The organism is Rhodococcus sp. NCIMB 12038 (genome assembly GCF_002165735.1).
In the GTDB taxonomy this organism is placed as follows: Bacteria; Actinomycetota; Actinomycetes; order Mycobacteriales; family Mycobacteriaceae; genus Rhodococcus_F.
Genome location: NZ_NHML01000005.1, coordinates 23713 through 35794, shown reverse-complemented (window position 1 = coordinate 35794; position 12082 = coordinate 23713). Strand labels below are relative to the sequence as shown.

The window sequence follows — 12082 nt, the reverse complement described above, 5'->3', positions numbered from 1 at the left end:
CGCTCTCGTCGCTGGACGAAAACTCTGTCACCAGCGCAAAGTCGTACAACGCACCGTTCGCTACGATGTGGGCCGGATCATATTCGGTCCGGTGGGCCGGCGGTTCGCCTCGTGACCGAACTGTTAGAGGGGGCAGGCGATGGCCGGAGGGCGTCATTCGAGCGCGGGGCCGGAGCGGGAGGGGCGCTCACCCGTCTTCTACGCGGTGTGCGCTGCCGCTGTCATCGGGCTCGTGGCCTCCGTCGTGGTCAGCGTTCAGGCGGTGCGCTCCTGGGCGGACGAGTGCGACCAGGTCACCGACTACACCCTCGCCGCCGATCCGAGCATCGCTCCCGCCCTCGACACCATCCTCGGCGAAGCGAAGAGCACCGACCTGAGCTGTGCGAACATCGCCGTCGGCGCCGCGACGTCCGGCGACATCGCGGGACGGCTCGGCAAGGGAACCGACGCCCCGGATCTGTGGATCCCCGACACCGGCGCGTGGGTGGGCAAGGCGGCACTCACCGCGGCCGGGCCGGTCGAGGTCATGACGGGGTCGGTCGCGTCCTCGCCCGTCGTGCTGGCCTCCCGCGAGGAAGACGCACTCACGTCACCGACGTGGCTCGCCGCCCTGCAGATCAAGGACATCCAGCTGGGCAACCCCCTCGTGACGGGGGTCGCGCAGGCGCCGATCAACGCGGCACTCGCCGAGGGCGAGGCCGACCCCGTGTCCGCCGGGACGGTGCGGGCGGCGCTGGTCCCGCTCGCGCAGGAGGAAAGTGCGCGCACCGCGGACGAACCCGTCGGCGAGCAGATGCTGCAGGGCGTCGTCGACAACGGCGGAGTCGCGGTCGCCACCGAACAGTCCGTGCTCGAATTCACCGACGGTGACGAAGCGCGCACGCTCGCCGCGACGGTGCCCCCAACGGGCAGCAACTTCATGAACTTCCCGCTCGTCGTCACGTCGCCCGCCCCGGACCGGCACTACAAGGCCACCCAGGTGGCCCGTGCCGTCGCCGCGGTCCTCGGCGGCGAGGACGCCCGCGCGGTGTTCGCCGAGCACGGATTCCGCGGACCGGACGGGAGCCCACCGGCCGACGGCCGCGGCGTCGGCAGGGTCACCAAGCTCGGGCTCGACGACGAGTCGCCGCTGCAGGACGCCCTGGGCGGATGGGCGCTGATGGCGCTGCCGATCCGCACGCTCGTCGCGATCGACGTGTCGGGGTCGATGGAGACCCCGGCGGGCAACCGGTCGCGCATGGACCTCACGGTCGATGCCGCCCTCGCAGGCAACGCGATGTTCCCGGACAGCGTGTCCGCGGGACTGTGGGCGTTCTCGCAGGGGCTCGGCGGGGGACCGCAGGACTATCAGGAGCTGGTCCCGATCCGCCGCTACGACACCGTTGTCGACGGACTCACGCAGCGTGCGCTGATGGCGCAGCAGGCGGGGAAGGTCGAGGGGCTGATCGGCGGCGGCACCGGCCTGTACGACACGACGCTCGCCGCGTTCCGGACGGTGCAGGACAGTTACGACCCGCGCGCGGTGAACAGCGTGATCATCCTGACCGACGGCGCCAACGAGGACCCGGACTCCATCACGAAGGAACAGCTCCTCGGCATCCTGGAGCGTGAGGTGGATACGGCCCGGCCCGTCATCATCGTGACCATCGGCATCACCGACGACGCCGACGCGGCCACGCTCGCCGAGATCTCGCGGGTGACCGGAGGGTCGAGCTACGTCGCGAAGGATCCCGCCGACATCGCCAACGTGTTCGTCAACGCGTTGGCCGCCCGCGGCCGAAGCTAGCGCCTACCGTGATGCGTGGAACGGGTAAGCCGCCACCGCGAACATCCTCCGGAACAGGAACCCTCACATGGATACTCACCGGTTCTTCGAGTTCGCGACCGAATTGTTCGAAGTGCTCGGTGTCTCGTCCATGGTCCTGGGGTTCGTCTTCGCGTTCGTCCTCGCCGTCCGGGCCTGGAAGCGGACCGGTGACGGTGCCCGGGCGTTCAAGACCCTGCGGGAGTCGCTCGGCGGCGCGATCCTGCTCGGTCTGGAACTGCTCGTCGCGGCAGACATCGTCAAGACCGTCACGTCGACGCCGTCGCTGACCGATGCCGCCGTGCTCGGTGTGATCGTGCTGATCCGGACCGTGCTGAGTCTGTCGATCGAGATCGAGATCGAGGGTGTCGCGCCGTGGCGGAAAGCGCTGGTGACCGGCCCGCAGGTCCTCGCCCACGCGGCGCGCACCTCCGGAGATCCGGATCGGACGCCCGACCGGTGAGTGCCCGGCCCGGGTCACACCGCCCGGGAATGCCTCCGCATCCGGGTGTTGATGAACCCGAGGGCCGCGATCACGAGGAACAGCACGCACGTCGAGATCAGCTGGGTGCGGGCGTCGGTGTCGAACAGCATCAGCACGACGAAACCGCCGAGCATCGCGAGCGTGAGGTAGCTGAGCCAGGGGAACAACCACATCCGCACCGTCAGCTTGCCCTCGCGTTCGAGCCGGGGGCGCAACTTCAGGTGTGAGACGACGATGAAGATCCAGATGACGAGCAGCGCCGAGCCGACGGCGTTGAGGAGCAGACCCAGCAGGTCGTCCGGCAGCCACCAGTTGAGCAGCACGCTGACGAAACCGAAGAACACCGACAGCAGCACCGCATTGAGCGGCACCCCGGAGTTCGAGATCCGGGCCATGAATGCGGGACCGTCGCCGCGCCGCGACAGCGAATACGCCATCCGCGACGTGCCGTAGATGTTGGCGTTGAACGCCGACAGCAACGCCACCACGACCACGAGTTCCATGAATCCCGCCACGTACGGGATGTGCGCCTGGTTGAGAACGGCGACAAACGGTCCGCTCTTCAGGTCCGACGAGTCCCAGGGAAGGACGAGGACCATGATCGAGATCGAACCGAGGTAGAAGACGCTGATGCGCCAGACGACGCTGCGCACCGCCACGGCGATCGAACGCTCCGGGTCCTCGGATTCCGCGGCCGCGATGGTCACGATCTCGATGCCGCCGAATGCGAACGCCACCACCAGCAGTCCTGCGGCGACACCGGCGAAGCCCTCCGGCATGAAGCCGCCGTGCCCGAACAGGTTGGTGGTACCCACCGGTTCGGTGTCCGGGAGCAGGCCGAACACCAGCAGCACACCGATCACCAGGAAGCCGATGATGACGGTGACCTTGATGGCCGCGAACCAGAACTCGAACTCGCCGAAGTTGCTGACCTTCGCGAGGTTGACGGCCGCGAAGAAGATCACGAACACGAGGGCGACGAGCCACTGCGGGACCCCGGGCAGCCAGGCGCTCACGATGCCTGCGGCGCCCGTGATCTCGGCGCCGAGCACCATGATCAGCATGAACCAGTAGAGCCACCCCATCACGAAACCGGCCCAGTCGCCGATGCCGATCCGCGCGTAGTGCGAGAAGGATCCGCTGGCCGGAATCGCCGCCCCCATCTCGCCGAGCATCCGCATCACGAAGACGACGATGATGCCGGCGAGGAGGTAGGAGACGAGGACGGCCGGACCGGCGGTCGCGATCCCGACACCGGTACCGAGGAACAGTCCGGCACCGATCGCGGAGCCGAGTCCCATCATCGTCAGGTGACGGACCTTCAGGCCCCGGCCGAGGGTGCCGGTCGAATCGGTCGTGGTGCCGGGTGTTCGCGGACCGCTCACAGCGTCAGTCGTTTGCGTGCAGCGCGGCGTTCAGTTCCACGCCGGTGCCCTTCCACGGCACGACCTCGACGGCCCCGGACACGGAGTTGCGACGGAAGAGCAGGTTGGACTGGCCGTTGAGTTCCTTGGCCTTCACGACGGTGCCGTCCGGGCCGGTGACCTTGGTGCCCGCGGTCACGTACAGGCCGGCCTCGAGGACGCAGTCGTCGCCGAGCGAGATGCCGAGGCCGGCATTGGCGCCGAGCAGGCAGCGCTTGCCGACCGAGATGGTCTCCTTGCCGCCACCGGACAGGGTGCCCATGATCGAGGCGCCGCCGCCCACGTCGGACCCGTCGTCGACGACGACACCCGCGGAGATACGTCCTTCGACCATCGAACTGCCGAGCGTGCCCGCGTTGAAGTTGACGAAGCCCTCGTGCATCACGGTGGTGCCGCTGGCCAGGTGGGCGCCGAGTCGGACGCGGTCGGCGTCGGCGATGCGGACGCCGGACGGGACGACGTAGTCGACCATGCGCGGGAACTTGTCGACACCGAACACGGTGACGACGCCGCGGATGCGCAGGCGGGACCGCACCTTCTCGAAGCCCTCGACCGCACAGGGCCCGAAGTTGGTCCACACCACGTTGGACAGCAGGCCGAACAGTCCGTCGAGGTTGACGCCGTGCGGGGCCACCAGGCGATGCGAGAGAAGGTGAAGGCGCAGGTAGGCGTCGTGGGCGTCGGCCGGCGGCGCCGACAGGTCGGCGATGGTGGTGCGCACCACGACGTGGTCGACCTCACGTGCCTCGTCGGGTCCGGCGAGAAGTGCCAGATCGGAGGGGATGTCGCCACCCTCGATCCGCACGGTGCCCGCGCTGTCGAACGTTCCCAGCTCAGGCGCCGGGAACCAGGTGTCGAGGACCGTGCCGCCGACGGTCACGTTGGCGATGCCTACTGCTGATGCTCCCTGTGTGCTCACGGCAGTAGAGGTTACTGCCTCATTACTCGGGCATTCTCGAGCGGTCGTTATCTCGGCGTGATCGATTCGAAACCGAGCGGGTTCCCGGCTCGTGGGGGAACATGCACGGGGCACGTGTGAGACACCGGGAAAGGTCGTGGCAATGCGTATTTCAGAGTGGGGCCGAGTCACCGGGCGCGGCCTGCGGGCCGTGGCCGCGGGGGCGTTGCTGGCCGGGGTGGTGTCGGTGGCGGCGCCGCAGACCGCGTCCGCCGCACCGGTGTGCCCGGGCGCAGGCCAGCCGCCGGTCCTGGTGGGGCGCGTGCCGGGCGCCGCGCTGGAGGGCGTCGCCGTGGACGGCGGCGGCCGGCTCTACACGACGGACCTGATCAGCGGACGGGTGTTCCGTCTCGACGCGCCCGGAGCGCCGGCGGTCCCCGTCGCGACGGTGCCGGGCGGCAGCGGCGCGGGGGCCCTCGCGTGGGCGTCCGACGGATCACTGCTGGTGGGGTACGGCGCGGATGCCCGCGTCCTCCTCGGCGACATCCTGCGTCCGGGTGCGATCGCGAAGCTGAACATCGCCACCGGCGCACTCACCCCCTTCGTGTCGGGCTTGAGCGCGGCGGACGGCCTCGACGTCGACGCCGCCGGGACCGCGTACGCCACCAACGACTTCGGAACGCAGATCGGGCGGGTGTTCCCCGACGGCCGGGTCGAACCGAACTGGGCCACGCTGCCCAGCGCGAACGGCGCGGTGCTCGGTGTCGACGACCGGTACCTCTACGTGTCGCGGACGTTCGTGAACCCGGGCGTGAGCCGGATCCCGATCGCGAACCCGGGAGCCCCCGAAAGCATCCTCGACCTGTCCGGTCCCGACACGTTCGCGGCTCCCGACGGTCTGACCCTGGATTCGCGGGGACGCCCGGTGGTCCCGGCCAACGTGCGCGGCGAGATCTGGCGCGTCGACGCGCCGGGGCAGTACTGCGTGCTGGCGTCGGGACTGCCGTCGTCGAGCATGGTCGTCTACGGGCAGGGGTCCGGCGGCTTCTCCGCGGGACGGTTGTTCCGCATCGGATTCGACGGTGCGATCTACGAGATCCCGGGTGGCTTCGACGGGTAGCAACGCAGTAGTGGGTCGACGGGTCGGCTTAGGGTGGACCGGTGAGCACACTCGACCTCCACGCCGATCCCATCGACCTCACCGCCGCGCTGGTGGACATCCCCAGCGTCTCCCACGACGAATCGGCGATCGCCGCCGCCGTCGAGTCGGCGCTGCGGGAGCAGACCACGGGTTTCGAGGTCATCCGCAACGGCAACGCGGTGCTCGCCCGCACCGATCGGGGGCTCCCGAGCCGGGTGATGCTCGCCGGGCACCTCGACACCGTGCCGATCGCGGACAACGTGCCGTCCCGGCGTGAGGGCGACCTGCTGCACGGATGTGGAACGGTCGACATGAAGTCGGGCGACGCGGTGTTCCTGCACCTCGCCGCCACCGTGGAGAACCTCGCGCACGACCTGACCCTGGTGTTCTACGACTGCGAGGAGATCGCGGCCGTCCACAACGGGCTCGGACGGATCGAACGTGAGATCCCCGAGTGGTTGCGCGCGGACGTCGCGATCCTGGGCGAGCCGACGGGAGGACTCATCGAGGCCGGCTGCCAGGGCACGCTGCGGGTGACGCTGACCACCCGCGGCACCCGCGCGCACTCCGCGCGATCGTGGCTCGGCGACAACGCGATCCACCGGTTCGCCCCGGTCCTGCAGCGGCTGTCGGACTACACCGCGCGGTCGGTGGACATCGACGGCTGCGTGTACCGGGAGGGGCTGTCCGCCGTGCGGATCGCCGGCGGTGTCGCGGGGAACGTCGTCCCGGACGCGGGGGAGATGGACGTCAACTTCCGCTTCGCACCCGACCGCAGCTCGGAGCAGGCCATCGACCACGTGCGGGAGGTCTTCGACGGTCTCGAGCTGGGTTTCGAGGTCACGGACCTGTCGCCGGGCGCGCTCCCCGGGCTGACCGATCCGGCGGCCGCGGCCCTCATCGAGGCGGCGGGTGGCGAGTTCCGCGCCAAGTACGGGTGGACGGACGTGTCCCGGTTCTCCGCGCTCGGCATCCCGGCCGTCAACTACGGTCCCGGCGATCCGAACCTCGCGCACAAGCGGGACGAACACGTCCCCGTCCAGCAGATCACCGACGTGGCGACCGTGCTCCGCGCCTATCTGAGCACCCCGTGACTGCCCGGTGCCCCGAACGGGCCACCCGTTAGCCTGGGGCTCATGGCACCCGAGAAGAACAATTACGGACGGAAGTCCTCGTCCGTGAAGCACCGGGGTCCGGTGCAGTTGAGGCGCGCCCGCAAGGACGAGACCACCACCGACGAGCAGTTGCTCGACGAGCGGGGGCGAACCGACTGGGTGCACACCGACCCGTGGCGGGTCCTGCGGATCCAGAGCGAATTCGTCGAAGGGTTCGGTGCCCTCGCCGAGGTGCCGCGTGCGGTCACCGTGTTCGGGTCCGCCCGCACCGAGCCCGGTCACCCCGAGTACGAGGCGGGACGGGCGCTGGGTGCGCGCCTGGCCGAGGCCGGATACGCCGTCATCACCGGCGGCGGCCCCGGAGTGATGGAGGCCGCCAACCGCGGCGCCAGCGAATCGGGTGGATACTCCATCGGCCTCGGCATCGAGTTGCCGTTCGAGCAGGGCCTCAACGAGTGGGTCGACCTCGGTATCAACTTCCGGTACTTCTTCGCCCGCAAGACGATGTTCGTGAAGTACTCGCAGGCCTTCATCTGCCTGCCCGGCGGCTTCGGGACGCTCGACGAACTGTTCGAGGCGCTGACCCTCGTGCAGACGCGCAAGGTCACCCGGTTCCCGATCATCCTGTTCGGCACCGAGTACTGGTCCGGGCTCGTCGACTGGATCCGCGGAACCCTCGAACGCAGCGGCAAGATCTCGGAGGGTGACGTCAACCTGCTGCACGTCACGGACAGTGTCGAGGAGGCGGTGCGGATCGTCGTCAAATCCCAGCAGGGAGTCGACGAGGCCGAACTGCTCGGAACGGAGGAGCAGTGGTGAACCCGGAAAATGTTCCACCGCAGCCGTTCTCGGTGTGCGTCTACTGCGCTTCCGGGCCCGTGGACGATCACTTCCTGGAACTGGCGGCCCAGGTGGGAACCGAAATCGGAAAGCGCGGTTGGCAACTCGTGTCCGGCGGCGGCAATCTCTCGATGATGGGCGCGGTCGCCGTGGCCGCCCGTGCCGCCGGGGCGACGACCGTTGGAGTCATCCCGAAAGCCCTCGTGCACAGGGAAGTCGCCGACGTCGACGCGGACGAACTCGTCGTCACCGACACCATGCGCCAGCGCAAGCAGGTCATGGAGGACCGGGCCGACGCGTTCGTCACGCTGCCCGGCGGCATCGGCACGCTCGAGGAGCTGTTCGAAACCTGGACCGCGGGCTACCTCGGCATGCACGAGAAGCCGGTCGTCCTGCTCGATCCGCACGGCCACTACACGGGGCTGCTGGACTGGATCAACGGTCTGCGGGGAGGTGGCTTCGTGGCGCAGCGCGCCCTCGACAGGCTGCTCGTCCGGACCGAGGTCGGGGAGGCGCTGGACGCCTGCCTCCCCTGAGGAGCCGTCCGATCGCCGTCGTGGCGCACGTTGTTACCGTGCAGTAAGGTGACCTGATTCATACTGCAGGCCTGAGGGGATGTCATGCGTTCTGAAGCACGTTCGACGATCGGTGTGGTCGATCTGGCCAGGCGGTTGCCTGCCATGATCCCGGAGCTGCCGACCATGGCGAAGGGAGTCCTCGGCCTCATCCGGACCCCCGACGCGAAGGAGTCGATCGGCCTGGTCTTCCAGCGCGCCGCCGCCGCACACCCGCGTCGCACGTTCCTGCGGTTCGAGGGCGACTCGCTGAGCTACCGGAACGCCAACATCCGCGTGAACCGCTACGCCTACGTGCTCGCCGACCTCGGAGTGTCGCGCGGGGACGTCGTCGGGATCCTGGGCAAGAACGCCCCCGAAACGCTGCTCATCGCACTCGCCGCGGTCAAGCTCGGTGCCACCGCCGGGATGCTGAACCACAATCAGCGCGGAGACGTGCTCGCGCACAGCATCTCGCTGCTCGACAGCCGTGTCCTCGTGGTGTCCGAGGCGTGCGGCGAGGCCATGGACTCGCTCGACGAACCGCCCGCCGCGGACTCGGTGGTGTACTTCGACGACCTCGACCGGCTCGCCGGGAAGGCCGGCGACGGCAACCCCGAGGTGTGCGAGCAGATCCAGGCCCGGGAGAAGGCCTTCTACATCTTCACCTCCGGCACCACCGGACTGCCGAAGGCCAGCCTGATGAGTCACTTCCGCTGGCTCAAGAGCATGTCCGGACTCGGCAACATGGGAGTCCGGCTGCGCGGCAGCGACGTGCTCTACTGCTGCCTGCCGCTCTACCACAACAACGCGCTGACCGTGTCGCTGTCGTCGGTGCTGGGGTCGGGGGCGACGCTCGCGCTGGGCAAGCAGTTCTCGGCGTCCAAGTTCTGGGACGACGTCGCGCTGAACCGCGCCACCGCGTTCACCTACATCGGTGAACTGTGCCGGTACCTGCTGAACCAGCCCGAGAAGCCGGGCGACCGCGACAACGACGTCCGGCTGATGGTCGGGAACGGACTCCGTCCGGAGATCTGGTCCGAGTTCACCACCCGGTTCGGCATCTCCCGGGTGGCCGAGTTCTACGGCGCCAGCGAATGCAACATCGCGTTCGTCAACGCCCTCAACGTCGACCGGACCGCGGGCATCTGCCCCCTCCCACACGCCGTGGTCGAGTACGACGAGGACAACGGTGCGCCGCGGCGGCACTCCGACGGCAAACTGCGGAAGGTGCCCACCGGCGAGGTCGGCCTGCTGCTGTCGAAGGTGACGGACCGGGCACCCTTCGACGGCTACACCGACGAGGACGCCACCGACAAGAAACTCGTCCGCGACGCCTTCGACGACGGCGACTGCTGGTTCGACACCGGCGACCTGGTGCGCCGCCAGGGCTGGGCACACGTCGCGTTCGTCGACCGGCTCGGCGACACGTTCCGCTGGAAGGGGGAGAACGTCGCGACCACCGAGGTCGAGGGTGCGCTCCTCGCGCATCCCGCGGTCGAGCACGCCGTCGTCTACGGCGTCGAGATCCCCGGCACCGACGGTCGCGCCGGCATGGCCGCGGTGACGCTGCACGAGAACGAGGACTTCGACGGCTCCGACGTGGCGGAATTGCTGTTCCAGCGGCTGCCGTCGTACGCGGTGCCGCTGTTCGTCCGCGTCGTCGACTCGCTGGAGCAGACGTCGACGTTCAAGAGTCGCAAGGTGGAACTCCGCAAGGAGGGCTACGACGTCGAGGACACCGACACGCTGCACGTGCTGTCCGGCCGCAGTGGCGGCTACAAGCGTGCGTACGACGGGTACGTCGAGGAAGTGGCGAAGGGGTCGCTGCCCAAGGGCTGACGCCCCGTGAGTACTTATTAACCGCCCGTGGTTAACAAGTACTCACGGGCGGCGAAGCCGCGATTTCGCTGCGTGCCAATATTGGTGGCATGGCCGAGAGAGACGTACCGCCCGCGCCCGACCGTCCGTCGCCCACGCTGTGCGGGCGGCCCGTGGCGGTCGACCGTGCGCTGGTGATGGCCATCGTGAACCGGACGCCCGACTCGTTCTACGACCGCGGCGCCACGTTCACCGACTCCGCCGCGATGTCGGCGGTCGAGCGGGCCGTGGACGAGGGCGCCGACCTCGTCGACATCGGCGGCGTGAAAGCCGGTCCCGGCGACGTCGTCGACTCGGCGGAGGAGATCCGGCGGGTGGTGCCGTTCGTCGCCGCGATCCGCGGACGCTATCCCGAGTTGCTCATCAGCATCGACACCTGGCGCAGCGACGTGGCCCGGCTTGCCGTCGCCGAGGGTGCCGACCTGATCAACGACACGTGGGCAGGCGCCGACCCGGCGCTCGTCGAGGTAGCCGCGGAGACGGGTGCCGGCATCGTCTGTTCGCACACCGGGGGAGCGGTCCCCCGGACCCGGCCGTTCCGCGTCCGCTACTCCGACGTGGTCGCGGACGTCCTCGAGGAAGTGGTGTCGGCCGCCGAGAACGCGGCCCGGCTGGGTGTGCCCGCCGACTCGATCCTCATCGATCCGACCCACGATTTCGGGAAAAACACCTATCACGGGCTCGAGTTGTTGCGGCGAGTGGAAGATCTTGTAAATACGGGGTGGCCAGTGCTCATGGCGCTGAGCAACAAGGACTTCGTCGGGGAGACTCTAGGGGTAGATCTCGTCGAGCGGTTGGAGGGAACATTGGCAGCGACAGCTATGGCCGCCGCAGGAGGCGCCCGAGTCTTCCGTGTCCACGAAGTTGCCCCCACGCGTCGAGTGGTGGACATGGTGGCCGCGATTCAGGGCCGCCGCGCCCCGTCCCGCACCGTGCGGGGGCTGGCATGAGTGCCGTGGGGGCCCGGGCGGCCCGCACGATGGTCGCGGAGGAGCGCGCCCCTCGCTCCTGGGCCGAGGCGAACAGCTGGGACCAGCCGTCGTGGAGCATCGCCGAACTCGAGCGGGCCAAGGCGGGGCGCACCGTGTCGGTGGTCCTGCCCGCGCTCAACGAGGAGGAGACCGTCGCCGCGGTGGTGGACACAATCCATCCGCTGTTGGGCGGGCTGGTGGACGAGTTGATCGTGCTCGACTCCGGATCGACGGATCTGACGGCGGAACGCGCACGCGCGGCGGGCGCCACGGTGATCAGCCGGGAGGAGGCGGTGCCCGCCTTCCCACCCGTCGCGGGCAAAGGGGAGGTGCTGTGGCGTTCCGTCGCCGCCAGCACCGGCGACCTCATCGCGTTCGTCGACTCGGATCTCATCAACCCGGATCCGGCGTTCGTCCCGAAGCTCCTCGGACCATTGCTGACGGCCGACGGCATCCATCTCGTGAAGGGCTACTACCGGCGTCCGCTCCGCCTCAGCGGGACGGAGGACGCCAACGGCGGCGGCCGGGTGACCGAACTCGTGGCGCGCCCGATGCTGGCGTCGCTGCGGCCGGAGCTGACGTGCGTGCTGCAGCCGCTGGGCGGCGAGTACGCGGGCACCCGGGAGTTGCTGTCGGCGGTTCCGTTCGCCCCCGGCTACGGCGTCGAGATCGGGCTGCTGCTCGACACGTACGACCGTCTCGGGCTCGGTGCGATCGGCCAGGTCAACCTGGGGGTGCGCAAGCACCGGAACCGTCCGCTGTCCGAACTCGGGGTGATGAGCAGACAGATCATCGGCACGATGATGCGGCGCTGCGGGGTGCCCGACTCGGGGGCGGGTCTGACCCAGTTCCTGGTGGACGGCGACTCCTTCGTGCCGACGACGACGGACGTCGCGTTGGCCGATCGTCCGCCGATGAACACGGTGTGCCCCTGACCGGGCGCCCCTGACGCGGGAGGCTGTCGGACGTC

11 protein-coding genes are annotated in these 12082 nt (G+C 69.1%); 9 read left to right on the top strand and 2 right to left on the bottom strand.

Features of this window, described 5'->3' with window-relative positions; genetic code table 11:
• Positions 1 to 139 precede the first annotated feature (139 nt).
• Entirely contained in the window at positions 140 to 1786 is a 1647-nt protein-coding gene (locus CA951_RS08445; RefSeq protein WP_087556430.1) for a substrate-binding and VWA domain-containing protein, read from the top strand.
• Positions 1787 to 1853: 67 nt separating this feature from the next.
• Positions 1854 to 2267 (top strand): DUF1622 domain-containing protein, encoded by a 414-nt coding sequence (locus tag CA951_RS08440; RefSeq protein ID WP_087556429.1) that lies wholly within the window; start codon positions 1854 to 1856, stop codon positions 2265 to 2267.
• Positions 2268 to 2281: 14 nt separating this feature from the next.
• On the opposite strand, the gene CA951_RS08435 is transcribed toward CA951_RS08440, so the two are convergent.
• Together CA951_RS08435 and dapD are read right to left on the bottom strand one after the other, a co-directional pair.
• Positions 2282 to 3673 carry an amino acid permease gene (locus CA951_RS08435; protein WP_087556428.1) on the bottom strand — a complete coding sequence of 464 codons (1392 nt, stop codon included), beginning with the start codon at positions 3671 to 3673 and terminating at the stop codon, positions 2282 to 2284.
• Between the two features lie 4 nt (positions 3674 to 3677).
• The gene (gene dapD / locus CA951_RS08430) at positions 3678 to 4631 is read right to left on the bottom strand and encodes a 2,3,4,5-tetrahydropyridine-2,6-dicarboxylate N-succinyltransferase (RefSeq protein ID WP_087556427.1); all 954 of its coding nucleotides are present in this window, start codon (positions 4629 to 4631) and stop codon (positions 3678 to 3680) included.
• Between the two features lie 142 nt (positions 4632 to 4773).
• Here dapD and CA951_RS08425 point away from each other — a divergent pair, with 142 nt between their 5' ends.
• The 7 genes from CA951_RS08425 (at position 4774) to CA951_RS08395 (ending at position 12047) form a co-directional block, all read left to right on the top strand.
• Positions 4774 to 5730 carry an SMP-30/gluconolactonase/LRE family protein gene (locus tag CA951_RS08425; RefSeq protein WP_087556426.1) on the top strand — a complete coding sequence of 319 codons (957 nt, stop codon included), beginning with the start codon at positions 4774 to 4776 and terminating at the stop codon, positions 5728 to 5730.
• 41 nt (positions 5731 to 5771) lie between these two features.
• Complete coding sequence (gene dapE / locus CA951_RS08420; RefSeq protein ID WP_087556425.1) at positions 5772 to 6845, top strand: succinyl-diaminopimelate desuccinylase; 1074 nt, start codon at positions 5772 to 5774, stop codon at positions 6843 to 6845.
• Between the two features lie 42 nt (positions 6846 to 6887).
• Entirely contained in the window at positions 6888 to 7685 is a 798-nt protein-coding gene (locus tag CA951_RS08415) for a TIGR00730 family Rossman fold protein (RefSeq protein ID WP_087556424.1), read from the top strand.
• Positions 7679 to 8242: a TIGR00730 family Rossman fold protein gene (locus CA951_RS08410; protein ID WP_087556423.1), complete on the top strand. Its 564-nt coding sequence runs from the start codon at positions 7679 to 7681 to the stop codon at positions 8240 to 8242. The genes CA951_RS08415 and CA951_RS08410 overlap by 7 nt, the downstream gene beginning before the upstream one ends.
• A gap of 84 nt (positions 8243 to 8326) precedes the next feature.
• Complete coding sequence (locus tag CA951_RS08405; protein WP_087556422.1) at positions 8327 to 10102, top strand: long-chain-acyl-CoA synthetase; 1776 nt, start codon at positions 8327 to 8329, stop codon at positions 10100 to 10102.
• An 89-nt stretch (positions 10103 to 10191) separates the two neighbouring features.
• On the top strand, positions 10192 to 11091 hold the full coding sequence (folP, locus tag CA951_RS08400) for a dihydropteroate synthase (protein ID WP_087556421.1): 900 nt from the start codon (positions 10192 to 10194) through the stop codon (positions 11089 to 11091).
• Positions 11088 to 12047: a glucosyl-3-phosphoglycerate synthase gene (locus CA951_RS08395; RefSeq protein WP_373413600.1), complete on the top strand. Its 960-nt coding sequence runs from the start codon at positions 11088 to 11090 to the stop codon at positions 12045 to 12047. The genes folP and CA951_RS08395 overlap by 4 nt, the downstream gene beginning before the upstream one ends.
• The last annotated feature ends 35 nt before the right edge of the window (positions 12048 to 12082 follow it).

What these genes read in the sequence shown, in the direction of transcription:
- CA951_RS08445 (WP_087556430.1), top strand. Translation starts at nt 140, where the DNA reads ATGGCCGGAGGGCGTCATTCGAGCGCGGGGCCGGAGCGGGAGGGGCGC.
- CA951_RS08440 (WP_087556429.1), top strand. Translation starts at nt 1,854, where the DNA reads ATGGATACTCACCGGTTCTTCGAGTTCGCGACCGAATTGTTCGAAGTG.
- CA951_RS08425 (WP_087556426.1), top strand. Translation starts at nt 4,774, where the DNA reads ATGCGTATTTCAGAGTGGGGCCGAGTCACCGGGCGCGGCCTGCGGGCC.
- CA951_RS08415 (WP_087556424.1), top strand. Translation starts at nt 6,888, where the DNA reads ATGGCACCCGAGAAGAACAATTACGGACGGAAGTCCTCGTCCGTGAAG.
- CA951_RS08405 (WP_087556422.1), top strand. Translation starts at nt 8,327, where the DNA reads ATGCGTTCTGAAGCACGTTCGACGATCGGTGTGGTCGATCTGGCCAGG.
- folP (WP_087556421.1), top strand. Translation starts at nt 10,192, where the DNA reads ATGGCCGAGAGAGACGTACCGCCCGCGCCCGACCGTCCGTCGCCCACG.
- CA951_RS08395 (WP_373413600.1), top strand. Translation starts at nt 11,088, where the DNA reads ATGAGTGCCGTGGGGGCCCGGGCGGCCCGCACGATGGTCGCGGAGGAG.